Annotated in this window: 22 protein-coding genes and 1 tRNA gene; 5 read left to right on the top strand and 18 right to left on the bottom strand. The window is 70.4% G+C overall.

The window, feature by feature from the left end:
* Nucleotides 1–21: 21 nt before the first annotated feature.
* On the bottom strand, nucleotides 22–2,187 hold the full coding sequence (locus OHA03_RS18945) for an SPFH domain-containing protein (RefSeq protein WP_267005001.1): 2,166 nt from the start codon (nucleotides 2,185–2,187) through the stop codon (nucleotides 22–24).
* Between the two features lie 26 nt (nucleotides 2,188–2,213).
* Nucleotides 2,214–3,692: a peptidoglycan-binding protein gene (locus OHA03_RS18940; RefSeq protein WP_267005000.1), complete on the bottom strand. Its 1,479-nt coding sequence runs from the start codon at nucleotides 3,690–3,692 to the stop codon at nucleotides 2,214–2,216.
* 183 nt (nucleotides 3,693–3,875) lie between these two features.
* Between OHA03_RS18940 and OHA03_RS18935 the strand changes: the two genes are divergently transcribed.
* From OHA03_RS18935 to OHA03_RS18925, 3 genes are all read left to right on the top strand, one after another.
* Nucleotides 3,876–3,949: transfer RNA gene (locus OHA03_RS18935), tRNA-Lys, on the top strand.
* Nucleotides 3,950–4,372: 423 nt separating this feature from the next.
* Entirely contained in the window at nucleotides 4,373–6,304 is a 1,932-nt protein-coding gene (locus OHA03_RS18930; protein ID WP_267004999.1) for a cellulose synthase catalytic subunit, read from the top strand.
* The gene (locus OHA03_RS18925; RefSeq protein WP_267004998.1) at nucleotides 6,301–8,235 is read left to right on the top strand and encodes a kelch motif-containing protein; all 1,935 of its coding nucleotides are present in this window, start codon (nucleotides 6,301–6,303) and stop codon (nucleotides 8,233–8,235) included. Before OHA03_RS18930 ends, OHA03_RS18925 begins: the two co-directional genes overlap by 4 nt.
* A gap of 51 nt (nucleotides 8,236–8,286) precedes the next feature.
* On the opposite strand, the gene OHA03_RS18920 is transcribed toward OHA03_RS18925, so the two are convergent.
* From OHA03_RS18920 to OHA03_RS18860, 13 genes are all read right to left on the bottom strand, one after another.
* Nucleotides 8,287–9,300, bottom strand: coding sequence for a glycoside hydrolase family 6 protein (locus OHA03_RS18920; protein WP_267004997.1), 1,014 nt, complete (start codon nucleotides 9,298–9,300; stop codon nucleotides 8,287–8,289).
* Nucleotides 9,301–9,621: 321 nt separating this feature from the next.
* Nucleotides 9,622–10,353 (bottom strand): class F sortase, encoded by a 732-nt coding sequence (locus OHA03_RS18915; protein ID WP_267004996.1) that lies wholly within the window; start codon nucleotides 10,351–10,353, stop codon nucleotides 9,622–9,624.
* 5 nt (nucleotides 10,354–10,358) lie between these two features.
* Nucleotides 10,359–10,934, bottom strand: coding sequence for a hypothetical protein (locus OHA03_RS18910; RefSeq protein WP_267004995.1), 576 nt, complete (start codon nucleotides 10,932–10,934; stop codon nucleotides 10,359–10,361).
* 138 nt (nucleotides 10,935–11,072) lie between these two features.
* Nucleotides 11,073–11,861, bottom strand: a complete 789-nt coding sequence (locus OHA03_RS18905; protein ID WP_267004994.1) for an HAD-IIA family hydrolase — start codon at nucleotides 11,859–11,861, stop codon at nucleotides 11,073–11,075.
* A gap of 113 nt (nucleotides 11,862–11,974) precedes the next feature.
* On the bottom strand, nucleotides 11,975–13,036 hold the full coding sequence (locus tag OHA03_RS18900) for a 2-aminoethylphosphonate ABC transporter substrate-binding protein (RefSeq protein WP_267004993.1): 1,062 nt from the start codon (nucleotides 13,034–13,036) through the stop codon (nucleotides 11,975–11,977).
* 39 nt (nucleotides 13,037–13,075) lie between these two features.
* Entirely contained in the window at nucleotides 13,076–13,873 is a 798-nt protein-coding gene (locus tag OHA03_RS18895; RefSeq protein ID WP_267004992.1) for an ABC transporter permease, read from the bottom strand.
* Nucleotides 13,860–14,678, bottom strand: coding sequence for a 2-aminoethylphosphonate ABC transporter permease subunit (locus OHA03_RS18890; protein WP_267008095.1), 819 nt, complete (start codon nucleotides 14,676–14,678; stop codon nucleotides 13,860–13,862). Before OHA03_RS18890 ends, OHA03_RS18895 begins: the two co-directional genes overlap by 14 nt.
* Nucleotides 14,679–14,757: 79 nt before the next feature.
* Nucleotides 14,758–15,870, bottom strand: coding sequence for an ABC transporter ATP-binding protein (locus OHA03_RS18885; RefSeq protein ID WP_267004991.1), 1,113 nt, complete (start codon nucleotides 15,868–15,870; stop codon nucleotides 14,758–14,760).
* Complete coding sequence (locus tag OHA03_RS18880) at nucleotides 15,867–16,541, bottom strand: phosphonatase-like hydrolase (RefSeq protein ID WP_267008094.1); 675 nt, start codon at nucleotides 16,539–16,541, stop codon at nucleotides 15,867–15,869. The genes OHA03_RS18885 and OHA03_RS18880 overlap by 4 nt, the downstream gene beginning before the upstream one ends.
* Before the next feature lie 71 nt (nucleotides 16,542–16,612).
* Nucleotides 16,613–17,737, bottom strand: coding sequence for a TIGR03364 family FAD-dependent oxidoreductase (locus OHA03_RS18875; protein WP_267004990.1), 1,125 nt, complete (start codon nucleotides 17,735–17,737; stop codon nucleotides 16,613–16,615).
* Nucleotides 17,738–17,869: 132 nt separating this feature from the next.
* Nucleotides 17,870–18,634: a GntR family transcriptional regulator gene (locus OHA03_RS18870; RefSeq protein ID WP_267004989.1), complete on the bottom strand. Its 765-nt coding sequence runs from the start codon at nucleotides 18,632–18,634 to the stop codon at nucleotides 17,870–17,872.
* A 54-nt stretch (nucleotides 18,635–18,688) separates the two neighbouring features.
* The gene (locus OHA03_RS18865) at nucleotides 18,689–19,909 is read right to left on the bottom strand and encodes a hypothetical protein (protein WP_267004988.1); all 1,221 of its coding nucleotides are present in this window, start codon (nucleotides 19,907–19,909) and stop codon (nucleotides 18,689–18,691) included.
* A gap of 177 nt (nucleotides 19,910–20,086) precedes the next feature.
* Complete coding sequence (locus tag OHA03_RS18860; protein WP_267004987.1) at nucleotides 20,087–21,316, bottom strand: ROK family transcriptional regulator; 1,230 nt, start codon at nucleotides 21,314–21,316, stop codon at nucleotides 20,087–20,089.
* A gap of 56 nt (nucleotides 21,317–21,372) precedes the next feature.
* Here OHA03_RS18860 and OHA03_RS18855 point away from each other — a divergent pair, with 56 nt between their 5' ends.
* Complete coding sequence (locus OHA03_RS18855; RefSeq protein WP_267004986.1) at nucleotides 21,373–22,527, top strand: Gfo/Idh/MocA family oxidoreductase; 1,155 nt, start codon at nucleotides 21,373–21,375, stop codon at nucleotides 22,525–22,527.
* A complete protein-coding gene (locus OHA03_RS18850; protein WP_030923248.1) occupies nucleotides 22,524–23,003 on the top strand; it encodes a heme-degrading domain-containing protein in 480 nt (159 codons plus the stop codon). The genes OHA03_RS18855 and OHA03_RS18850 overlap by 4 nt, the downstream gene beginning before the upstream one ends.
* A gap of 87 nt (nucleotides 23,004–23,090) precedes the next feature.
* On the opposite strand, the gene OHA03_RS18845 is transcribed toward OHA03_RS18850, so the two are convergent.
* The 3 genes from OHA03_RS18845 to OHA03_RS18835 form a co-directional block, all read right to left on the bottom strand.
* Nucleotides 23,091–23,951, bottom strand: a complete 861-nt coding sequence (locus OHA03_RS18845; protein WP_267004985.1) for a fumarylacetoacetate hydrolase family protein — start codon at nucleotides 23,949–23,951, stop codon at nucleotides 23,091–23,093.
* Nucleotides 23,952–24,110: 159 nt separating this feature from the next.
* Entirely contained in the window at nucleotides 24,111–24,881 is a 771-nt protein-coding gene (locus OHA03_RS18840) for a YidC/Oxa1 family membrane protein insertase (RefSeq protein WP_267004984.1), read from the bottom strand.
* 127 nt (nucleotides 24,882–25,008) lie between these two features.
* A complete protein-coding gene (locus OHA03_RS18835; RefSeq protein WP_267004983.1) occupies nucleotides 25,009–25,344 on the bottom strand; it encodes a DUF6412 domain-containing protein in 336 nt (111 codons plus the stop codon).
* Nucleotides 25,345–25,402: the final 58 nt, after the last annotated feature.

Here is a 25,402-nt window from a genome sequence, read left to right as displayed (position 1 = left end):
GGAGGCAGTACGACGGCGCGATCAGGAGCCTTCCCCACTGGTGCGTCCGGTGTAGAAGGCCACCGTCAGGTCCTTGACCAGCGCCTTCCGTTCGTAGTCGTCGAGCGTCACGAGGCCTCGCGCGGTCAGCCGGCTGACCGTGTCGTCCACCGCGTCAACCACGGAAGTCAGCACGCTGTCGCGGTGTTGGGCGTCGATGGCGGCGATCCGTCGGCGCTGCATGGAAGCGGCGACCTCCGGCGCGTACTCGATACCGGTCGGCTGTGCGGAGTACACCTCGATGCCCACCGGCTCGCATTCCGCCTTCAGCGTCAGGGTCAGCGCGTCACCGACCGCCTCCGCGTTGCGCAGGGTGTGCGCGTCCTCGTGGAAGGCGTCGGCGGGCAGCTGCGAGAGGACCCGCGCAATCGCCGACACGACCTGCTCGCGCAGATAGTCCTCGTGGTCAGTCACCCCGAACGTCGCCCGCACCGTGTCCTTGATCCGCCACACGACGAGGACGACGACGCGCAGCGCCGTACCGTTCGCGTCCACAGCGGGCAGCGGTTCGCTGCGCCAGTGCCGAAGCCGTACGTCGACGCGGCGACGCAGCAGCAGCGGACTGGTCCAGACGAGCCCGGTCCGGCGCACGCTCCCCCGGTACTCACCGAAGAGCGTCAGCACCCACGCGCTCCCGACCCGCCCGCGGCCCAGACCGCCGAGCGCGACGAGCACCAGGATCAGCAGCAGGAAGAGCTCCGCACAGGCCCCGGGGCCGATCCCGTCGTACGGGCGCACATCGATCCCGGCCCGCGCGAGCACGCCACGCGGCACCGCACCGGCCCACCACAGCACGGCGCCACCGCCGATGACCCCGACCAGCCCGGTGAGCACCGCGATCCATCCGGGCAGTGCGGGCCCCGGCTTCTCGGTCAGGTACGGATCCCCGGCCGGAGCGGGACGGGTGGGGGCCTGCACCTGCCCCCTGCGGGCCACGGGCGCCCGCCGTACACCCGTCGCCTTCCCCCCGCCGCCGTCCTGCCGCGCCGGATCGGCGGGGGACTTGGCGGAGTCGTCACGGACGAGGACGTGCACGGGGACGGCCTCGGTGAGCTCCTTGACGCTGACTGCCTGCTGCCGCCCGGTCTCCGACCGGGCATCGCCGTCGCCGTCCGCACCGTCGCCCGCGGCTCCGGCCGCGGCCTCCGCTCCGACGGACGTCAGGGCGGCGGGTGCGGCATCGAGCAAAGCGTCGGACACTGTCTCGGGCACGGTGTCGGGCACGGCATCGAGCATGGCGTCAGGCACGCCGTCGGGCACGGTGTAGGGCGCCGTGTCGAGCAGGTCAGCGGGCGCGGGGTCGGTCACCGGCTCGACTCCGACGGATTCTGGGGGCCATACGGCCCTGACCTCGACACCCGGCACGGGGTCCGAAACCGTGGCAGACACCGAAACCGGCACGTGGTCCGAAACCGGAGCAGACACCGAAACCGAAACCGGGGCAGACACCGAAGCCGGCACGGCGCCGGGTGCGGCATCGAGCAAGGCTTCGAGCATGGTGTCGGACACCGGCTCGACTCCGACGGGTCCGGGCGGCAGCCATGCGGCCCCGGCCTCGGCAGCCGGCACGGGATCCGAAACCGGGGCAGGCACCGAATCCGGCACGTCTCCGCCCTCGGCCTCAACCGACACCAGGCCGGCGGCCACGGGGCCGAGTGCGGCTTCAGGCGCGGCATCGAGCACGGGGCCGGACACCGGCACGTCTCCGCCCTCGGCCTCAACCGACACCAGGCCGGCGGCCACGGGGCCGAGTGCGGCTTCAGGCGCGGCATCGAGCACGGGGCCGGACACCGGCTCGGCTCCGAAGGATTCGGGCGGCGGCCATGCCGCCCCGGTCTCGGCAGCCGGCACGGGATCCGAAACCGGGGCAGAAACCGAAGCCGGCGCGGGGTCCGAAGCCGGTACGGATACCGACGCCGAGGCCGCACCGAAGGTGGAGTCCTTGGCTTCGCCCGGGACCAGGTCGAGCACCAGGTCGAGGACGGATTCCGTCCCGTTGCCCGGCTCGGCACCCGTGCGGGACTCTGCGTCGGCACTCGCGCCAGGCCCCCATCCGGCCCTCATTTCCTCGCCGCCGTTCACCGGCTCTCCTTCCATCCCGTTCTTTTTCTCCGGACCTCCGGAGCTGTCCGACACCGTGGATCTCATTTCCCGCCTCCGTCATTTCCGTTCTGTCACGCGAAAAGTCGTTGCCAGGTCTCCGGGCCGGGGTAGCCGTCGGCCTCTGCGCCCCGCCAGCCCTGCGCCCGCTGGAAGGCCTCGACATTGCGCCGGTCCTCCTCCGTCCACCGGGGGCCGGGGCCCTTTGCGTAGTGCTTGCCGTATCCCTTCCTCACCAACCGTCTGCCGAGCTTGTCGACATGGCCGTTGGACTGACCCGGCCGGAAATAGTCCCGGCCCGGGAACGCCGGAGCCGCGGTTGAACCGCCCCTGTCCCCGCTGCCGCTTGCGGGGATGCTCCGGCCCGTTCCGCTCACCAGCAGCCGCCAGGTGCCCGGGCCGGGGATGCCGTCCGCTTCCTTGCCCGACCAGCCCTGTGCCTTCTGGAACGTCTGGGTCGCACGCCGGTCCGCTTCGCCCCAGTCCGGTCCCGGGCCGGCCTCGTAGAAGCGCTTGCCGCCGCGGTCCATGAGCATGCGGCCGAGCCGGGTGACGTACGTGTTGCCGGCGCCGGGACCGAATTTCGCGGTGCCCGGGAACGCCGACAGCGCCTTCGAACTGCTGCTGCCGGTCTTGGTGGACAGCCCTTTGTAGCGGTACGGGATGTAGCTGCCGGAGTGGCTCCAGTACGCCATGGGCGTCGTCCGCTTACGCGTGTGCGAGGGCGTCTGCTCGTACGCCGAGTAGTGGCTGTGCGTGTAGTCGGTCCAGCCACCGAAGATCGTGACGTGCGAGCCGTTCGTCGGGTTGGCCTTGTTGTGGAAGAGCAGGATGTCGCCGGGCTGCAGTTCCTCGCGGGCGATCTTGGTGCCGAATTGGGCGAGACTGCCGGTCCACTCGTTGCTCCTCAGCTTCCAGGCCATCGACACATAGCCGGAGCAGTCCTGCCGGTAACCGTCGGACCAGTACTTCGCCATGCTGTACGGGACCTGCTGGCTGACCCACTTCTTTGCCCGGTTGATGATGTCCGTCCGTGTGGTCTTCGGCGTCACCGGTGCCGAGCCCGTGGACGATGGCGGCCCCGCGGCCCCGCTCCCCCGCAGTGGGCCGGGGACACCCTGCGGACTGCCGGATTCCGAGTCGTCCGAATCCGAATCCTCCGGATCGGCCAGGTCAGCCGGATCGCCCGGATCTGCCAGGTCGGCCGGATCCGGGTCGCCAGGGTCACTTGGGTCACTTGGGTCAGCCTGTTCCGGGTCGGCCGGGGTCGGCGTCGGGTCCGCCCGGGCAGATGCGACGGACCCCGCAGCCCCGGCGCCTCCGGCGCTTTCGGCGGGGTGCCCGGTCGCCGCGCTCGCCGCCTCGACCACGCCGGTGCCGAGCACCACGCCGGCCGCCGTGACCATGACCAGCGCGCGCCGCGCCCCATGCGCCACGGGGTGTCCTCCGTACCGCGCCGGCAGAGCCCTGGCGGCGGCCCGGCGCTGGGCGGCACAACCCGCGCAGGTGCAGTCGACGGCGGGCACGTACTCCTCGAAGGCCGGCACGGTCATGCGAATCCCCTCCGCACTCTCAAGATCTTTGGGCACACCTGCACGGGCGTCAGCGTTTCAACTCACCGGACATATTGCATTTTGACGGATAGAAGTGAAAAAACGACCATCCGACAGGCCGTGATCGACAGGAAATGGTCAGAAGCACCCCTGGAGGTCGGGTAGAGTTCTCCAGGTCAGCAGGCGCCGCTAGCTCAGTTGGTTAGAGCAGCTGACTCTTAATCAGCGGGTCCGGGGTTCGAGTCCCTGGCGGCGCACGCAGAGTCAAGGCCCCCTCACCGAGCGTGAGGGGGCCTTGTTCGTGTACGCGCAGCCCGTACGCCTCCGTGCGCCCCTCCGCAAGAGTCACCCAAATCGCACATATGGCCGGTTAACAGCCTGTTTCACCCTTGCGATAACGACCTGGGTCATACAACCTGTCATGGGGTCATCGGCTTCAACCGGGCCGATGACACGCGCAGTTGGGACAGCACGGGGGAAGTTCCGGTTGCGGAACCGCGGGGTGGGGGTCCCGCTCATGGACGGATGCCGAGGGGCATCCTGCAACCGGCAGGGCGCCATCCCACTCCTCAGGGGAAGGTGGCCCACCAGCGATGCGCCCGCGGCGGTCGAGGGGGATTCGCCGCGGACGAGACGACCGACCGATCACGCAGTGACCAGTGCGTGCAGGGGGATGACCCATGACGTCGACGCCGACTGGCGCCGGGCAGAACAACGACCACTCCTCCCGGACCACGCAGCTGCGGATACCCCCGCAGCTCCGTACCGGGGTACAGCGGCGCCATCCGCAGAAGGCGCTGCCGCGTTACGACTACGAGCACTACAGCCGGCTCGCCGGGCCACTGACCCAGCCCGATCAGGACAAGCCCTACACCGTGCAGTACCGCTCGCTGCTCTCGCAGGAGCCGCACAGAATCCGCGCGGCGCTCCTGCTCGGCGCCGCGCCGCTCGTCTCGCTCGGCCTGTTCGCCTGGCTGATGCAGCCGGAGCACTGGACCCAGCGCGACCCGAACGTCAAGAACGACACGCTGTTGATCCTCGACATCGTCATGCTCGTCTCGATCGGTCTGATCGAGCTCTTCCGCACGATGAATGTCCTGTCGAACGCGCACGCGACGCTGGTCGCGCGCGACCCGGTCCCGGTCGTGCCGGAGTCCGGCACCAGGGTCGCCTTCCTCACGTCCTTCGTCCCGGGCAAGGAGCCCCTGGAGATGGTGACGAAGACCCTCGAAGCCGCGGTCCGCATCCGGCACCGCGGGCCGATGCACGTCTGGCTGCTCGACGAGGGCGACGACCCCGCGGTGAAGGAGGTCTGTGCCCGCCTCGGGGTGCACCACTTCTCCCGCAAGGGCGTCCCGCACTGGAACCAGGCCAAGGGCGCGCACCGCGCGAAGACCAAGCACGGCAACTACAACGCCTGGCTCGACGCGCACGGCGGCGCGTACGACTTCTTCGCCTCGGTCGACACCGATCACGTACCGCTGCCCAACTACCTGGAGCGGATGCTCGGCTACTTCCGCGACCCGGACGTAGGCTTCGTCATCGGCCCGCAGGTCTACGGCAACTACGACACGTTCGTCACGAAGGCCGCCGAGTCCCAGCAGTTCCTCTTCCACGCGCTGATCCAGCGCGCGGGCAACCGCTACGGCGCCCCGATGTTCGTCGGCACCAGCAACGCCGTCCGGATATCGGCCCTCCAGCAGATCGGCGGCCTGTACGACTCGATCACCGAGGACATGGCGACCGGCTTCGAGATGCACCGCGCCCGCAACCCGCGCACCGGCCGGTACTGGCGCTCGGTGTACACCCCGGACGTGCTGGCCGTCGGCGAGGGCCCGACCGCGTGGACGGACTTCTTCACCCAGCAGCTGCGCTGGTCACGGGGGACGTACGAAACGATCCTCAAGCAGTACTGGAGAGGGATCGGGACGCTCCCCTTCGGCAAGCTCTTCAACTACACGATGATGATCATTTTCTATCCGATGTCGGCCCTGAACTGGATCCTGGCTGCGCTCAGTTGCGCGCTGTTCCTGGGCATGGGCGCCTCGGGTGTGCAGATCGACCCGGTCGTCTGGATGATGCTGTACGGCAACGCCTCGGCGCTCCAGATCGGTCTGTACATCTGGAACCGGCGGCACAACGTCTCGCCGCACGAGCCCGAGGGCTCCGGCGGCCTGGCGGGCATGATGATGTCCGCGCTCTCCGCTCCGATCTACGCACGTTCTCTGATGGATGCCGTGCTGCGCCGCAAGAGCTCGTTCGTGGTGACGCCCAAGGGCGACTCGTCCAGCCCGGACACGCTGTTCGGCACCTTCCGCATCCACCTCTTCTTCATGCTGGTGTTCGGCGGTTCCATCACCGCGTCCTTCGCTCTCGGCCACAGCCATCCGGCGATGCTGACCTGGGCCGCGCTGGCCCTGCTGATCACGACGGCGCCGATCCTCGGCTGGCGGTACACCGTCCGCGCGGAGAAGAAGAAGCGGCGCGGTGGACCTCCACCGCCGCGGTGCGGTGCACCGGCCCCGCATCCGGCGCACTCCCCGCAGGAGCGGCCCGGCCGGCTCGCCGACGACCAGACCATGCAGATCGCCCTTGGGGGACGTAAACGATGAAGTACCGCCCGAGCCGCCGTACCCGCCGCATGGCGATCAGTACGGCGGTGGTTCTGGCGCTCTCGGGAGCGAACGGGCCGTGGCTGTACCGCTTCGGCAGCGAGCGCTACCACGCGTACACGATCAACAAACCGGAGTACAAGGCCGCCAACGGACACTGGGACTTCCTGGACGTGCCGTCCGAGTTCCGGATCAATACGATCCACGCCGCCCTGCTGCACACCGGCAAGGTGCTGCTCGTCGCGGGCTCCGGCAACAACCAGAAGAACTTCGACGCGAAGAGCTTTCGGTCCGTGCTGTGGGACCCACGGGCCAACACGTTCAAGAACATACCCACGCCCAAGGACATATTCTGCTCCGGTCACACCCAGCTGCCCGACGGCAAGCTGCTGATAGCCGGCGGCACGAAGCGGTACGAGAAGCTCGAGGGCGATGTCACCAAGGCCGGCGGCCTGATGATCGTCCACAACGAGAACCCGGACAAGCCGATCACCCTGCCCGCGGGCACCCGGTTCACCGGCAAGGGGAACGGCAAGACATTCGTCTCCAAGGACCCGGTACTGGTGGAGAAGGCCACCAAGGTCTTCGACAAACGGACTGGCGCGTTCCTGCGCAACGACCCCGGGCTCGGCCGGATCTACGTCGAGTCCCAGCAGGCCGGCACGGAGTACGAGACGGGCACCCAGGACAACTACCGGATCTCCGGCCTCTCCGGCTCCGACACCCGGAACGTGTACGGGATCGCCCAGAAGCTCGCCCTCGACAAGAAGGATTTCCAGGGCATCCGGGAGGCGTACGAATTCGACCCGGTGGCGGAGAAGTACATCACCGTCGACCCGATGAACGAGGCACGCTGGTATCCGACGCTGACCACGCTGGAGGACGGCAAGGTCCTCGCCCTGTCCGGGCTGGACGAGATCGGGCAGATCGTGCCCGGCAAGGACGAGATCTACGACCCGAAGACCAGGAAGTGGGCGTACACCGGCATCGTCCGGAAGTTCCCCACGTACCCCGCGGTCTTCCTCCTGGACGACGGCAAGCTCTTCTACTCCGGCTCGAACGCCGGATACGGACCCGCCGACATCGGCCGCGACCCCGGCATCTGGGACCTGGCGACCAACAGGTTCAAGAAGATCCCGGGACTGAGCGACGCCGACGAGATGGAGACATCGGCGACGGTACGGCTGCCTCCCGCCCAGGACGAGAAGTTCATGGTCATCGGCGGCGGCGGGGTCGGTGAGTCGGAGAGGTCCAGCGAGAAGTCCCGGCTGGTCGACCTCAAGGACCCCGACCCGAAATTCAGGAACGGCGCGTCGCTCGACGAGGGCACCCGCTATCCGAGCGCGTCACTGCTGCCGGACGACTCGGTGCTGGTCACCGGCGGCTCCGACGACTACCGGGGGCGCGGCGGCTCGAACATCCTGCAGGCGCGGCTGTACGACGCGAAGACGGACAGCTACAAGCGCGTCGCGGACCCGGCGGTGGGCCGCAACTACCACTCGGGGTCCGTGCTGCTCCCCGACGGCCGCGTCATGATCTTCGGCTCCGACTCGCTCTACGCCGACAGGGCGGACTCCCGCCCCGGCATCTTCGAACAGCGCATCGAGATCTACACCCCGCCGTACCTGTACCGCGACTCGCGCCCGGAGCTGACCGCGGGGCCCAAGAGCATGCGGCGGGGCGGTACGGGGACGTTCACGACCTCACAGGGGTCGACGATCACGTCGGCGAAGCTGATGCGGCCGAGCGCGGTGACACATGTGACGGACACGGACCAGCGGTCGGTGGACCTGGGGCTGAGGAGGACGGCGGGGGGCGTCTCGGTGACGGTGCCGAAGAACCGGGCGCTGGTTCCGTCGGGGTGGTACATGCTGTTCGTCACGGACGCGAAGGGGACGCCGTCGGAAGGGAAGTGGGTGGAGATCCCCTAGGCCGAGGGGGAGTTCGAGGACGGAGAACCGGCCACCGGACGCCCCCGGGTACTACTTCGTGTTGCGGGCCAGACCCAGCGCGTACTCCGGCCACCACGCCCCGGCCTTCGGACCCCCCTTGCAGGCACCGTCCGACTCTCCCGGCCGCTTGACCCAGAGATACGCGTCGACCAGGTCCTCACCCGTGTCCGTCGTCGGCGGTTCGCCGAGTGCGCGGCCCGGAGGGTTGCACCAGTTCTCCTTCGGGTCGCCGCCGCCGTAGGGCCCGTTTCCGTTGCGGCTGGTGTCGATCACGAACGGCTTGCCGCCGACCTTCGCCGACAGCTGCTTGCCGAAATCCGTACTGGCCGCTGTGGTCTGGAAGTTGGAGACATTGACCGCGAAGCCGTCCGCGTCCGCGATGCCTGCCCGCCGGATCGGCTGGAAGAGCGCGTCGGGCGTGTGCCAGCCGGCATTGCCCGCGTCCATGTAGACGCGGGTGTCCGGCAGTTGCTTCAGCCGCTGGACGGCGCCCTTGAGGAGGTCGTACCGCTCCTCGTGGAACTCCTGTGGGGTGCAGCCGTCGACCAGGTGCAGCACTGCGTCCGGCTCCAGGATCACCGTGGCCCGTCGGTCGCCGATGCCCTGGGCGACCTTCTCCAGCCAGGCGCGGTACGCGTTGCCGTCGGCGGCGCCGCCCTTCGAGAACTGGTCGCAGTCGCGGTGCGGGATGTTGTAGAGGACCAGCAGCGCCTCCCGGCCGGCCTTCGCGGCCGCCTCGGTGAAGCCCTTGGTCTCGGCCTCGGGGTTGTCCGGGCCGATCCACTCGCCGACCGGCTGCCGGGCGATCTTCCTGATCAGGTCGGCGTTCTTGTCGTTGCCGTCCTTGGTGTACGCGGCGACCTGCCGGGCCGCGTTCCCGTCGGGGTTGACCCAGTACGGGTCGCCGCCCGTGGGCTGCCGGCCGATCACGGCGGGGTTCTTGTCCCCGTCGTCGCCGGCCGAGGAACATCCCGCGAGCAGCACCATCGCGCCGGCCGCGGCCACCGCCCCCGTGCGGAACCGGCCGGTGTAATTGCCGTACATCCACTCCCCCTTGGGTGCCGGACAAGACCGGTCGAATCCATCCTGGCACACCCCGGTGTCCGGCTTGCCCGTACATACGAGGACGTTCACGAACGACGGACAGTGACTAGTTCTGGACGTACCGTCAAAAAACGACTGGGCCATGACCGTTCACCGGCCTACAGTGTTCAGGAGTGGCCCACACGCCCCCTTGCCCTCCCGTGTCGGCGCCGGGCTTCTCCCGCAGCCCGCGCACCGCGGTCGAGGACCGGCCCGGCCGGCGCCCCGGGGGGAGAACGGGCGGCCGGCCGGGCCAGGTATCTCTCATCTGCTCGGGACGACCTACGCGGAGTCGGCGGACCCGGCGGACTCCGCGGACTTGCCCACGGCCTCGGCTGCCTTGGCCGCACTCTTCTTCTCGCCGGTCAGATAGGCGGAGACGACCACATTGGCGTTGTACTCGTGCGACGCCCGGTCGAACGTACCGCCGCAGGTGATCAGCCTCAGCTCCGCCCGGCCGTCCTTGCGGGGCCCGTACGCCTTGTGGGCGTTGAAGCGGTTCCGGGTGAAGACCTGGACGTCGTCGATGGTGAATTCGGCGACCGTGCCGTCCGTGCGGACCACCCGGATCTTGGCGCCGGGGCGGGCCGCGCTCAGCCCGTAGAAGACGGCCGGTTTGGTCTCGGTGTCGACATGGCCGACGAAGAGCGCGGCGCCCGCCGCGCCGGGCCGGGTGCCGCTGCCGTACCAGCCGACCGTGTGCGGTGTCGCGAAGGACGGCGGGTCGATCCCTCCCGCCGCGTCCAGGCCGCGGGAGACGACGGGGGCCTTGATGCCGATCGAGGGGATCTCGACCCGCTCGGGCGCCGCACCCTTGATCGGGGCGTGCGCCGCGGGCAGCGGTACGCCGAGGGGGCGGCCGACCGCGGCGACATCACCGGTGGTCGGGGCGGAGCTGGCGCCGGAGCCGTCGGTGATGCCGCGTCCCCAGAGCCACAGGGCCAGCAACACGACGGCCCAGGCCACGCCGGTGAGCAGCCGGCCGGTGCCTGTCGGGCGGTCCTTGACGGACATCTCGTTCAGTCCGTGGACGGGTGGCGACGGCGGGAGCTGCGGAAGGCGACGGCGACGGAGGCGACGGCGGCCAGGACCAGCCCGATCACGGTGTGTACGACGCCGGGGCCGTCCTGCTGGGCGGCCTCGCCGGCCAGGAGCGCCGCGGTGCCGCCGCCTCCGGCGCGGACCGGGGCGATCGGGGCGACGGGTGCGGCGCCTTCGCGGTCGACGACGGTGACGGTGCCGGACACCCGGGTGTCCTTGTCGTCGTCACACGTCACCCAGATGTCGTAGTCGCCGGCCGCGGCGTCGGAGCGGATCCTGGCCGTGGCGGAGAGTCCGCTGTCGTCGGCGGCCGAGAAGCCGGCGTCGGAGTCGAAGGCATCGGAGATCCCTTTGGCCTTCTTGCCCTTGCAGCCGTCGAACTGCAGGTCCACCTCACCCCCGGGGGCGATGGAGGACGGATCCACCGAGAGGGTGGCGCGGGTCTGTGAGTCCTTTTCCTGGCCGGAGCCGGTGTCGGCCAGTGCGACTGAGGCGGGCATCAGTGTCACCGCAACCACTGCGGCTCCACAGAACGTGAAGGGTATGGAACGCATCGTGAACCTCCTAAAGGCAGGTTCACGCGTCCGGCGGGTTTTCGCATCCGCTGGGGCGGCGGGGCTGGTCCGTGGGAGTGCGGGGAACGGCTCGCAGGAACCCTCCCCCGCACGCGCCCGTGCCGGTGCCGGCCGGGCTCAGCCGACGTCGATGAGGCCGACCAGGTCGGCGATGGAGTCGACGACCGTGGACGGCCGGAAGGGGTAGCGGTCGATGTCGGCGGGGGTCGTCAGACCGGTCAGCACCAGGAAGGTGTGCATGCCCGCCTCCAGGCCTGCGAGCACATCGGTGTCCATCCGGTCGCCGATCATGGCGCTGGACTCGGAGTGGGCGCCGATCGCGTTCAGCCCGGTGCGCATCATGAGCGGGTTGGGCTTGCCCGCGAAGTACGGGTCCTTGCCGGTGGCCTTGGTGATCAGTGCGGCGACGGCGCCGGTGGCGGGCAGCGGGCCCTCGGCGGAGGGGCCGGTCTCGTCCGGGTTGGTGCAGATGAAGCGGGCCCCGCCGTTGATCAGCCGGATCGCCTTGGTGAGCGACTCGAAACTGTACGTACGAGTTTCCCCGAGGACGACGTAATCCGGTTCGTGATCGGTGAGGACGTACCCGATGTCGTGCAGCGCGGTGGTGAGTCCGGCCTCGCCGATGACGTACGCGGTGCCGCCGGGCCGCTGGTCGTCGAGGAACTTCGCAGTGGCCAGGGCGGAGGTCCAGATGTTCTCCACCGGCACGTCCAGGCCCATGCGAGCCAGGCGGGCGTGCAGGTCGCGTGCCGTGTAGATCGAGTTGTTGGTGAGCACCAGGAACGGCAGCCCGGACTCCCGCAGCCGCTTTATGAAGGCGTCCGCCCCGGGGATCGGCGTGCCTTCGTGGATCAGGACTCCGTCCATGTCGGTGAGCCAGGATGTGATCGGCTTGCGCTCTGCCATGTGGGACTCCTGCCGTACGCCGTGTGCGGGGACGCCGGCGGCACCGCGTTGTGCAGCGCCGACATCCCCGATTTTAGGGTGCCGGTCCGGTGGGCCCGTGCCGGTCGCCGCAGTCAGCTTCCGGTGGCCGTCTTCCAGGCGTCCACATATCCGTCCAGGTTGGCGCCAATGTCCGACCAGTCCGGCTCGAAGACCTCCACCCCGCCCATCAGCTTGCTGAGCTCGATGGCGTTCGCGTCGGTGGCCTCGATGTCCTTGCGGGCGGAGAAGCCGCCGCCGACCTCGCTGACGTCCTTCTGGGCCTGCTCGGAGAGCATGAAGTCGAGCAGCTTCTTGCCGTTGGCGCTGTGCGGGGCCTTGCTGACCAGTCCGGCCGCGTAGGGCAGGGCGAACGTGGTGGGCTTGGAGCCGGACTTCGCCGGGAACCAGATGCCGAGGTTCGGCATGTCCTTGGACTGGGCGTAGTTCATCTGGACGTCGCCGTTGGCGACGAGCAGTTCGCCCTTGTCGACCTTGGGGGCGAGCTTGCCGGTGGAGGCGGACGGGCCGACGTTGTTGGCCTGGAGCTTCTTCAGGTACTCCATCGCCGGCTCCTTGCCGCCGAAGTCGTGCATGGCCTTGATGAGTACGGCCGTGCCGTCACCGGCGACTCCGGGGGTGGAGTACTGGATCTTCTCCTTGTACTTCGCGTCGGTGAGCTCGTCCCAGGTGGTGGGCGCGGTCTTCAGTTCCTTCTTGTTGTAGACGAAGCCGAAGTAGTTGTTGACGACCGAGGTCCACTTGGAGTCGGACGACTTGTCGGCGCCGTCGACCTGGTCGGAGCCGGCCGGTTCGTACGCCGTCAGGAGGCCCTTGGAATCGGCCTGCTGGATGAACGGCGGGAGTGTGACCAGTACATCGGCCTGGGTGTTGGACTTCTCGCGGGCGGCGCGCTGCACCATCTCGCCGGAGCCGCCCTCCACGTACTCGACCTTGATGCCGGTCTTCTTCTCGAAGTCCTTGAAGACCTTGTCGTACCAGCCGTCGCCGTTCTCGCCCTTGAGCCCGTCCGCGCTGTAGACGGTGACGATCTTCTCGTCGGAGGCGGCGGAGGAACCACCGCAGGCGGAGAGGGTGGCGGCGAGGACGAGCGCGCCGGTGACGGCGGCCAGCGGCTTGAGGTGGCTCTTGCGCATGGGTGTCGTATCTCCTGGGAGTGGGTTCGGTACGGGGTGTCAGCGGTACGAGGCTTTGGTGCGGATGCGGGAGACCGCGAGCAGGACCAGCAGCGTCGTGCCCATGAGGACCACGGCCACGGCGGCGCCGGTGAAGAGCGAGCCACGGTCGGTGGCCGCGAAGATCTGCACCGGGAGCGGTGTCCAGTCGGGCGGGTAGAGCATCATCGTGGCGCTCAGCTCACCCATGGACAGGGCGAAGCAGAGCCCCGCGGCGGCCGTGAGGGAGGGCAGCAGGAGCGGCAGCTTGATCCGCCACAGGACGTAGGAGGGGCGGGCGCCGAGGCTGGCTGCCGCCTGCTCGTACATCGGGTCGAGACGCACTGTCGCAGCCGAGACCGACTGGTAGGCGAACGCCGTGACAAGAATGGTGTGCGCCAGGATCACGATCCAGCGCGTGCCGTTGAGCAGCATCGGCGGCTTGCTGAACGCGACGAGCACGGCGAGGCCGACGACGACAGACGGTACAGCGACCGGCAGCATGAACAGCCCGTCCAGGAACCTCTTGCCCCGCCGCCGCAGCGTGGCGGCGGCGAGCGCGGCCCAGGAGCCGATGGTGAGGGCGAGCAGGCTGGCGCCGACGGCGGTGATCAGGCTGGTGGTGAGCGCCTGGAGGGAGTCGCCACTGGTGGCGGCCCGGTAGTGCTCGGTGGTCGGGCCCGAGGGGAAGGCACCGGACCAGTTGGTGGTGAACGACGCGGCGACGATCACCAGCAGGGGCAGTGCGAACAGTGGGACGAAGAGCAGGAAGAAGACGGCCCAGGTGGCCCACTTCCCGGTACGGCTATGCACCAACACGGCGGCTCACCATCCGATACAGGCTGTAGAGGCCCACGGAGATCGCGATGTTGACGACGGCGACGGCACAGGCGGCCGGGTAGTCGGACTCCAGGATCGCCTTGCCGTAGACGAGCATCGGCAGGGTCGTGACCCCTTTGGCCCCGGTGAACAGCACGATGCCGAACTCGTTGAGGCACATCACGAGGACGAGGGAGCCGCCCGCGGCGAGCGCCGGCAGCGCCTCGGGGAGGATCACCTGCCGCACGATCCGGGCCGGCTTCGCGCCCAGGGAGGAGGCGACCTCCAGCTGTGCGGTGTCGAGCTGCGAGAACGCGGCGAGCAGTGGCCGCATCACGAACGGGGTGAAGTACGTGATCTCCGCGAGGAGGACGCCCCACGGGGTGGTGAGGAAGTGGAAGGGCCCGTCCGCCGCTCCGGTGGCATCCGTCCAGACGCCGTTGGCCATGCCCACGGTGCCGTAGATGAACAGCAGGGCGAGGGTGATCAGGAAGGACGGGAAGGAGAGGAAGACGTCGATGAACCTGGCGACCGCCCTGCCGCCGGGGAACGGTACGAAGGCGATCACCAGGGCGAGGACGAGACCGAGCACCAGACAGCCGGCGGTCGAGCCGACGGCGAGCCAGACGGTGGTGGTCAGCGCCGAGCGGAATGACGCGGAGGCGAAGACGTCGCCGTACGGGGCGAGCGAGGTGCCGCCCTCGTCCGGGCTGACGGACTGCTGGACGACGAGGACCAGCGGATAGAGGAAGACAAGAGCAAGAACGGCAACGGGCGGCACCACCCACACGAACCGGGGGGCCATGCGGTACTTCGAGCCCGTCCGGCGGTTGAGGACAAGGCCGCTGCCGGACGCACCAGAGGAAACGTCTCCGGTCACGGCGCTAGGCACGAACTCCTCCCCCGACCCCGGCGCCGGCCGGGAGCAGCACCGCGTCCTCGGCGGCGAAGTGCAGGGTGACCCGGTCGCCGAGCGCCGGAGTGTCGCGCAGTTCGGGGAGGTCGGCCTTGATCCGGTGGCCTTCGACGTCGACGTACAGCCGATGGGTGGAGCCGCGCCACTGGACCTCGGCGAGGGCGCCGGTCAGCGCGTTGGGCCCGTCGCCGAGTCCGACCAGGTGGGGCCGGACGCAGAGGGTGGCGGTGACGCCGTCGGCCGCCTCGCCGGTCGGTACGTCGAGCCTGCGCCCGGCGAACTCCACGGTGCCCGCGGTCCCGGCGACGGTGACCGGCAGCAGGTTGGCGTTGCCGACGAACGACGCGGTGAACTCCGTACGCGGGCGGCGGTACAGCTCCTGCGGGGTGCCGCAGTCCTGCAGTCGCGCCTTGTCCATGACCGCGATCCGGTCGGCGAGGGTCAGCGCCTCGACCTGGTCATGGGTGACGTACAGGATGGAGACGTCCGGCAACTCCCGGTGCAGGCGGGCAAGTTCGGCGAGCATCCCGGAGCGCAGCCGGGCGTCGAGCGCGGAGAGCGGTTCGTCGAGCAGCAGGACACCGGGGCGGACGGCGAGCGCGCGGGCGATGGCGACGCGCTGCTGCTGACCGCCGGAGAGCTCGCGCGGGTAGCGCTTGGCGTACGCGGCCATGCCGACGAGTTCGAGGGCTTCGGCGACCCGTGCGGGGATCTCGGCCTTTGCGACCCTGCGGGCCTTGAGGCCGAAGGCGACGTTGTCCTGGACCCGCATGTGCGGGAAGAGCGCGTACTGCTGGACGACCATGCCGATGCCGCGCTTGTGCGGTGGCAGCCCGGTGACGTCGCGGTCGCCGAGCCAGACCCGCCCGGAGGCGGGCCGGACGAAGCCGGCGACGGCGCGCAGGGCGGTGGTCTTACCGGATCCGGAGGGCCCGAGCAGCGCCATGACCTCGCCGGCTTCAACGGTCAGATCGAGCCGGTCGAGGACGGTGTTCCTGCCGTACGCGACGCTGACCCCGTCGAACCGGATCCCGCCGCCCTGCGCGGTCCGACCGGCTGCTGCACCGGGTGTGCCGGTCATGCTTCCGCCCGGGCGATCAGGTCCGGCAGCTCGGCGACCGAACCCAGTACGTGCGTGGCCCCGTTGCGTTCCAGTTGGTCCTTGTCGTGTGCGCCGGTCAGCACCCCGGCGACGATCCCGGCCCCGGAGCGTACGCCGCTGAGCATGTCGTACGAGGTGTCCCCGGCGACCACGATCTGCTGGACGCCGTCCACCGCTCCGGTGCGCAGGAACGCGGCGAGGACCATGTCCGGGTAGGGGCGGCCGCGGCCGCCCGCGTCGGCGGGGCAGAGGGTCAGCGGGACCAGGTCCTGCCAGCCGAGCGCGGCGAGGATCGCGTCCTGGGTGGTGCGGGCGAAACCGGTGGAGAGGACCACGGTCCGGCCCTCTTCCGTGAGCCGCTCGATGGCTTCGCGGGCGCCGAGCAGCGGCGCGATACGGCCGCCGTCGACCAGCTCCCCGTACGCCCTCTCGAATGCGACGTTGGCCTGCTGGGCCCGGTCCTCGTCGCCGAAGAGGTGGCGGAAGACGGAGATCTTGGACTCGCCCATGGTGGCGCGCACATAGTCGAGTTTCTCGGTGTGGTCGGCGGAGCCGGGCTGCACGCCGAGGCGCTGTGCGGCGGCGCCGAAGGCTTGCTCGACGAGGCCGCCGTCGGCGACGGTGGTCCCGGCCATGTCGAGGACGACCAGATTGAGCCTGCTCCTCTGCTCGTTCCTCCGGTCGTTCTTCCGGTCGTTCTTCTGCGAGTTGCTCAACTTCTTCACCAGTCCAGTTCGTCGGCGGTCGTTTCGGCGATGGCGGGCGAGCAGGTCATACCGCGGCCGCCCGGCCCGGTGACCAGCCAGACGCCGTCCCTCACCTGCTGGCGGTGGACGACGCGGCCGGTGTCGGTGCACTGGGCGTAGACCCCGGCCCAGCGGTGCCGGATCCTCGGCAGCGGGCGGCCGAGGAAGGACTCGACGACCCGGGTGAGGTGTTCGTACGGCTCCTCGACGACGTCGAAGGAGAACGGGTGCTCGTACTCGTGGGTGTCGCCGATGGTCAGTCCGCCGTCCCGGCGCTGCACCATCAGCAGCTGCATCCTGTGCTCGGCCGCGGTCGGCGCCTGCGCCTGCCCGGCGTTGAGGGCGTCGAGCGCCTCGCTCCGGTACGCCGGGTAGTAGCGGAAGCTGTCGGCGTCGGCGACGGAGGTGGTGAGCGTTTCGCCGAGCGGGTCGGTCTGCATCATCTGGAGGCGGACGCGGCGCACCGGCAGATCGGGACCGGCCAGCTCGCGGACGAGGCCGCCGAGCCAGGCGCCGGTGCACAGGACGACGGCGTCGCCGGTGTGCACGTCACCGTGGTCGTCGCGCACGGAGGCCGCGCCGACCACCTCGCGGACCTCACGGCCGCCGAGGAAGGTGTACCTGCCTGACGCCAACAGCTCCTGTTTCAAAGCCAGTTGAGTGGTGCGCGGCTCGACGGCGGCGTCCCGCTCGCACCACAGCGCGGCGACGAAGTCGCCGCGGAGCGCGGGGTTGACGGCGCGGGCCTCGTCGGCCGTGAGCAGCTTGTAGCCGCGGGCCGCAGCGTCGGGGCGGGCCACGGCCGCCTCGGCGACGGCGATCTCCAGCTCGGTGCGGAGCGGTGTCAGCGAACCGCAGGGCCGGAAGCCCAGGCCGGGGACCTGCTCCCCGATGCCCTCCCACAGCTCGCGGGCGCGGAGGGCGGTCTCCAGCTCTTCGCCGCCGGCCCGGCCGCTGACCCAGATCTGTCCGAAATTGCGGAGCGATGCTCCGCGTGCCTCGCTCTCGCGCTCGATCTGTACGACCTCGTGGCCGCGGTTCACTGCGTGCCAGGCGTGCATGGTTCCCACCACGCCAGCTCCTACGACGATGACTCTCACGACGGCAACGCTGCTTGGGGTGGGTGGCCCGTTCGGATCGGTACGGCGACGGGAGGGTGAACTGGGCCTCAAGGTTGGCCTAGACCCGTTACGTTTCCGTTATCGATGCAAGTCGATTGCCGGTCTGCGGTGTCAGCCCCGCGTGCCGAGGTGAGCGGTGAAGGAGAACCGGTCGCCGCGGAAGAGGGTGCGTACGCGTTCCAGCGGCTGCCCGCTCGCGTCCCGCGAGATCCGGTGGAGCAGCAGCATGGGCAGCGCGGGCGGCGTACCGATCAGCAACGCCTCGCGCGGGGTGGCGAGCACCGTCTCGATCCGCTCGTCCGCATCGCCGAACGAGATACCGAGCCGGTCGCGGAGGTAGGCGTAGAAGGAGGAGTCGGGGTCGAACTCGGTGTCCAGATCCGGTACGCGGGCGACGGAGACGTACGTGCTCTCCAGGCCGACCCGGTCGTCGTCGGCGAGCAGGACGCGCTCCAGGTGCCAGATCGGTTCGCCCTGCTCGACGCCGGTCTCGGCGGCGAGTGCGGCGGTGCAGGGGAACTTTTCCAGACCGATGAGATGACGGCCCGGGGTCCGCCCCTGACGGCGCACCCCCTCCGTATAGCTGGCGAGGGAGAGCGGCTGCTCCAGCTTGGGACCCGCGACGACGGTGCCGCGACCCTGACGGGCGAGCCGGCCCTCCAGCAGCAGTTCGCGCAGCGCCTGACGCACTGTCTCGCGCGAGACTTCGTAGCGGACGGCGAGGTCACGCTCGGTGGGCAGCATGCCGCCCTCGCCCAACTCCTCGATGAGGAGCGAGACATGAGCCTTCACGGCGTAGTACTTGGGGATACGGCCGTGCTCCGGAATGCCGGAGCGGATCGGTGCGCCAGGTGCCTGGTCGAGCAGGTAGTCCACGCCCCGATGGTGGCAGACGGACATGAACACCGGTGAATGGTGCGGCGCGGCAGGTCAGCGACGGGCGTGGCGCAGCCGCCGGGACCACGCGATGACGACGGCGCCGCTGAGCAGCAGGGACCCGGCGGTCAGGAGCGTGAGCCAGGGGACGGTCGACGTCCGGCCGGTCATGGCGAGCTCGGGAAGGTCCTGCGGGGCCCGCCCGGAGTCCGGGACGCGCCCGGAGGCCGGCGGGGTCGGCGTACCACCGACGCCTCCGCCGCCGTCGACGCCGCCGATGACAGCGGTGTCACCGGTGCCGCCGACTGCTCCGGTGGCGTTGTCCCGGGGGCCGGTTCCGGTTCCGTCGCGAGCGGTGTCCCGGCCGGGGTCCCCGCTCCCCGCCACATCGCCGGCGCCCCCCACATCACCGTTCCCGCCGATGCCGGATGCCTCACCGAAATCGTCGGTGTCGCCGTACTCGTCGCTCTCTCCGTACTCGTCCGGGTCGCCGTACTCGTCGGTGTCTCCGTACTCGTCGGTCTCACCGACCTCGCCGGTGTCGCTGTCGCCACTGTCCTCGACGACGCTGAAGACATAGTCGTCGGACTCACCGACCCAGTCCCCGTCGTCCTTCGGCTGCACCCTGCCGCTGTCGGCGCTCGCGCCGCGCTGCCGTTGGACGATCGCGGCGTTGACGGTGATCCGGCCGGGTCCGGTGTCGGAGGTGAACGCCATCCGGACCTCGACGGTGACGGTGCGGCCCGCAGGGACCGTGAAGCCGGCGAAGTCGTCGGCGCCGTCACCGCCGAAGACACCGATGTGCTCGTCGCGGTCGGTCGTCTCCCAGGCGACGCGGTGCTCGACATCGGGTTGGGCCTGATCGGAGAACTCCAGCTGGATCTGGTCGGAGGTCAGCTTCCGGTCCTCGTCGGTGAGGACCAGGACCGGGTGGATGGACCGGCACGACTCGGAGGTCGTATTGGTCAGATCCAGGAACCAGGTGCCGTAACCGCCGCCGGAGGCATACCTCTCCGGGCCGCTGCGGATCCGGGTCGTGATCGGGAAATCGCCCGCCGTCGGTGTGCCGCAGGTGGGCTGCTGGTCGGCGGTGACGGAGAGCGCCGGGACCGGGGTGGCGGCGGCGGACGGGCCGCCGAGGACGACGGCGGGGACCACGCTCGCCGCGGCCAGTCCGAGGGCGAGTCCATGACGTGGCCGCGCGGGAGGAAGCGGTGAGGACGGCCGGAGCGGGGACGGCTCCGGAGACGGTTCGGGGGGCGGTTGGGGGGACATGGGGGGACACCCTTCGCTGCTTGCGAACGGCCGGATCGCCCCGTGCCCGGAGTTCACCGGCTGTAGGCGGCGACGCTGTCACGCGCGCGACCCGCCGGGCGTCGACATGCCCAAGGACCACCCGGTCGGCCGCCCCCAACCCCTCGACCGGCCCACACCCGTACCGCTCCGACGGCGCTATGCGCCACCGTCGCCGCCGACACGGCCGAACAACGGGGCGAGGACCAGTTGTGCGGCCCCCTCGGCGACCGGCCGGCCGGCACCGGCGGTGGTGACGAGCGGTACCGCCGCACCGGTGCCGTCACGCCGTGCACGCTCTTCGATCACGGCGCGGACCCCTCGTACGTACGCATCCGGATCCGCGCCGACGGTACGGCCGCCCAGCACCACCCGGTCGATGTCGAGCAGCCCGACGAGGTTGGCGGCACCGGTCCCGAGCACGCGTGCGGCCTCCGCGACATCGCCGTCGGCAACGGCGGCGAGACAGAGCGCCTCGACACAGCCGCGCCCGCCGCAGCTGCACGGCGGCCCGTCCAGCGACACGGTCTGATGCCCGAACTCACCGGCACCGGTACGGGCCCCGCGGTGCAATGCCCCGCCGAGAAACAGCCCGGCGCCGAGTCCGGTCCCGAGATGCAGATACGCGAAGTCGCCCGGACCGTCGGCCCGCAGGGCGAGCCCGAGGGCGGCGGCGTTGGTGTCCTTGTCGACGACGACGGGCAACCCGGTACGAGCGGCGAGGGCGTCCTGGAGCGGATAACCGTCCCACTGCGGAAACCCGGTGACCCGATGGAGCACGCCCCCGCGATGGTCCAGGGGCCCGGGCACGGCCACACCGATCCCGAGCACGGTCCGCGTGTCCCCCACGGGAGCGGTCCCGGCCGCGTCCCCCTCACCGGGGGCGGAGGCCGCGGAGGTCCGGGGACCTGCCCCCGGTTCCGGGAAGGGGCGCGGCTGGGGAGATTCCGGCACGGCGTCCGCCGCCGGCCCGCCCAGCACAGCCCCCACTTCGCCCGCCGCCACCGCGACGACCTCCCCGGCCGGCGCGCCGAAGTCCAGCGGCGTCCTGCGGCTCGCGACGACCGTCCCGGCCAGGTCGACCAGGACCACCGTCAGCTCGTCGCGGTCCAGGTGCAGCCCCACCGCGTGCCCCGCGTCCGGGACCAGCCGCAACACGGTCCGCGGCTTGCCGCCCGTGGACGCGCGGTGGCCGGCCTCCGTCGCCAGGCCCTCCGCCCGCAGCCGGGCAGTGATCTTGCTGACGGCCTGCGGCGTGAGCCCTGTCCGCTCCGCCAGCTCCAGGCGGCTGATCCCGCGCTCGCCCGCTACACGCAGCAGGTCCAGCACGAGCGCCGCGTTGTGGCTGCGCAAGGTCGGCAAATTGGCCCCGGCATTACTCCTGTTCACGGCCCCATTGTCTCTCTCGCTTGCACTTTGGCAACAGCGTTGCTTAAGTGGATTGCATGACTGGCATCACGACTCCCGAGGCGCAGCAGCAGACGCACGCGCACGAGACCCCCCTCCGCGTCGGACTCGTCGGCTACGGCCTGGCGGGCTCCGTCTTCCACGCCCCGCTGATCGCCACGACCGAGGGCCTCGTCCTCGACACGGTCGTCACGTCGAACGAGGAGCGGCGGGCTCAGGCCCGCGCCGAGTTCCCCGACGTCTCGTTCGCCGCGTCGCCCGACGAGCTGTGGGCCCGCGTGGGCGGCCCGGACGCGCTCGACCTGATCGTGATCGCCTCCCCCAACAAGACCCACGTCCCGATCGCGACCGCCGCGCTCGAGGCCGGTCTGCCGGTCGTCGTGGACAAGCCGATCGCCGGTACGGCGGCCGAGGCGCGCGCGCTCGCCGCGCTGGCCGAGGAGCGCGGCCTGCTGCTCTCGGTCTTCCAGAACCGCCGCTGGGACAACGACTTCCTGACGCTTGCCCGGCTGATCGAGGACGGCGAGCTCGGCGACGTACAGCGCTTCGAGTCCCGTTTCGAGCGGTGGCGCCCGCAGCTGAAGGGCGGCTGGCGCGAGTCGGGCGATCCGCAGGAGGTCGGCGGACTGCTGTACGACCTGGGCAGCCATGTCGTCGACCAGGCGCTCGTGCTGTTCGGCCCGGCCGTCCAGGTGTACGCGGAGTCCGACGCGCGCCGCCCCGGCGCCGCCACCGACGACGACACGTTCCTGGCGATCACCCATGCGAACGGGGTCCGCTCGCACCTGTACGTCAGCGCCACGACGGCGCAGCTCGGCCCGCGCTTCCGGGTGCTCGGTTCGAAGGCCGGTTACGTGAAGTACGGGCTGGACCCGCAGGAGGCCGACCTGCGCGAGGGCCACCGCCCGTCCGCCGCAGCTCCCGGCTGGGGCGAGGAGCCCGAGACGCTGTGGGGCCGGATCGGTGCCGGCGAGTCGCCGCTGACCGGTGGCGGCGTCCCGGTCCGTACCCTGCCGGGCGACTACCCGGCGTACTACGCGGCGGTCGCCGACGCGGTGCGCGGCAAGGGCGACAATCCGGTGACGGCCCTGCAGGCCGCTGCGGCCCTGGACGTCCTCGAGGCCGCCCGCCGCTCGGCCCGCGAAGGCGTCACCGTAACCCTGCCCACTGCTTCCGAGGAGCAGACCGCATGAACCCCACCGCTCCGACCATCTCCGAGCTAATCGCGCAGGAGCGCCGACTGACTCTGCCGCATTTCGGCTACGACGACGCGTACGCCCTCGGCGGCCTGCTCGTCTCCATGGCCCGGAGGCGGCACGCGCCGGTCGCGATCGACATCCGGCGCGGCGCCCAGCAGCTGTTCCATGCCGCGCTGCCCGGTTCGAGCGCGGACAACGACGCGTGGATCGACCGCAAACGCAGAGTGGTCGAACGGTACGGCGAGAGCTCGTACCTGGTCGGGACCCGGTTCCGGGCGAAGGGGACGACGTTCGAGGACTCCTCGCGACTCGACCCGGACCTGTACGCCGCGCACGGCGGTTCGTTCCCGATCGCGGTCGAGGGAGCGGGCGTGATCGGCTCGGTCACGGTCTCGGGTCTCCCGCAGGCCGACGACCATGCGCTGGTCGTCGAGGCGCTGGAACAGTTCGCCACCACGATCGCCGGATGACGCACCGGAGGGGTGGGTCGCTGCACCGGCAGCGACTCACCCCTCCGATCTCTGACCGCCCAAGGACGCTCTTGGCCGGCTACGCGGCTAAGCGTCCTTGAGTTCCTGCCGCTGCCGTCCCAGCCCCTGGACCTCCAGCTCGACGACGTCGCCCGCCTTCAGATACGGCTTGGGCTCCGGCTGCCCCAGGGCCACCCCGGCCGGCGTACCGGTGTTGATGACATCGCCCGGGTACAGCGTCATGAACTGGCTGAGGTAGCGGACGACCTCGCCCACCGGGAAGATCTGGTCGGCGGTCGTGCCGTCCTGCTTCAGCTCGCCGTTGACCCACAGCTTCAGCGCAAGCGCCTGCGGGTCGGGCACCTCGTCCGCCGTCACCAGCCACGGCCCCAGCGGGTTGAACGTCTCGCAGTTCTTGCCCTTGTCCCAGGTGCCGCCGCGCTCGATCTGGAACTCGCGCTCGGAGACGTCGTGCGCGACCGCGTAACCGGCGACATGCCCGAGGGCTTCCTCGGCGGAGTCCAGATACCGGGCGGTGCGGCCGATGACGACGGCGAGCTCGACCTCCCAGTCGGTCTTGCGGCTGCCGCGCGGCACCAGCACGGTGTCCTCGGGTCCCACGACGGTGTCCGGCGCCTTGAAGAACAGGATCGGCTCGGTCGGAATCGCCGCACCGGTCTCGGTGGCGTGGTCGTGGTAGTTCAGCCCGATGCACACGATCTTGCCGATCCGGGCGAGCGGCGGCCCGACCCGGAGCCCTTCGGCATCGAGTACGGGCAGCTCGCCGGGCGCGGCCGCGGCGGCCCGTACGCGGGCCAGCGCGGACTCGTCGGCGAGCAGGTCGCTGTCGATGTCGGTGACGATTCCCGACAGGTCACGCAGCGTTCCGTCCTGGTCCAGCAGCGCCGGTCGTTCCGCACCTGCCGTACCCACGCGAAGCAGCTTCAACGGTCTGTCTCCCCTTGGTCGAGATCGGGCCCGTCGGATGGGTGGCGGCCATCCCAGGCTTGGCCGATCCTCCAAGACATCGGATCACTCCGCAAGACCCTGTTCACACACTGGACCGGCGCACTCGCCGCGGCGACTGCACCGCAGTGGCCATGCCCCTTACGCCACGGTGGCCATGGCGGCGCCCGCGGCCGGCATGTCGCGGTAGAGGACGGTCCGCTCGACAGCGGTCCAGGTGGTGCTGGTGACGATGTAGAGCGCGGCGGCGAGCGGCACGTACGCGACCGAGACGAGCGTGAAGAAGGACATCAGCGGCATCAGCTTCGTCATCGCGCCCATGCCCGGCATCGGCTGCCCGTCGGGCCCGGTGGCGGGAGTGGCCGGGGCTGCGGCGAGCTGACGCTTCGTACGCCGGTAGTTGAACGTGGCGACGGCGGCGACGATCACGAAGAGGCCGAGATAGACGACGCTCTGCGCGCCGAACAGCCCGCCGTGCGCCATCGCGTTGTGCCAGCGCTCGCCGAGCGGGGCGCCGAAGAGCTCGTGGCCGAGCAGCGCGTTGGGGTCGCCGCCGATCTTCTGGCTGGAGAAGAGGTGGTAGAGCAGGAAGAAGGCGGGCATCTGGAGAAGGCTGGGCAGGCAGCCGGACAGCGGCGAGACCTTCTCCTCCTTGTGCAGTTCCATGAGCGCCTTCTGCATGCGCTCGGGGTTCTTGCCGTGCTTCTTGCGCAATTCGGCGATCTGCGGCTGGAGTTTGGTGCGGGCCTTCTGCCCGCGCGCCGCGGCCCGCGACAGGGGGTGTACGGCGAGCCGCACCAGCGCGGTGAAGAGGACGATCGCGGCGGCCGTGGCGGCGCCCTGGAAGAGCGGCTGGAGGAGGTCGGCGAAGGAGCCGACCAGGCCGGCGAAAGCGGACATGAAGACGGACATGGGTGAGCCCTCCGGGGGTCTCGTCGTGCCGGGGGAGAGAACATCTGGCTCGGCATGACGACCCGCGTGGGGGTGCGCCCGGGTACGCGTATGCGTACGTACACAGGCAAGAAGGTGGGCGAAGTCCCTACGCGGCCGTCAGGAGGGCGCGGCCGGGGGCTCGGGGCCGCCTGCGCCCCTTGGCGTCGGGGTCGCGCTGCGGCAGGAACGCGGTGCGTTTCTCGCGGTCGCGCATCGCAGTACGGACCCGGGTGCGGGGCACGGGGGCGGCGCAGCGGGCGCTGATGACCGAGCAGGCGACGAGCGCGGAACCGGCGGCGGCGGTGGCGGCCAGCGCGACCGCGGCGGAGAGGCTGCCGCCCTCGGCGAGGAGGACCTCGGTGAGGAGGAAGAGCAGGATTCCGACGGGTCGGGGCAGGCGGGCGACACCGGCGCGCAGACGGTTGCTGATGCTGCCGCTCATCGATCCCTCCCCTGCCCGGCCCGGTGGGCTCGTCCGTTCGGCCCTCCAGCCGTTATAC

It is taken from the genome of Streptomyces sp. NBC_00154, assembly GCF_026342835.1.
In the GTDB taxonomy this organism is placed as follows: Bacteria; Actinomycetota; Actinomycetes; order Streptomycetales; family Streptomycetaceae; genus Streptomyces.
Note: the sequence above shows the minus strand (reverse complement) of the source record. Positions and strands in the feature narration are given on the sequence as shown.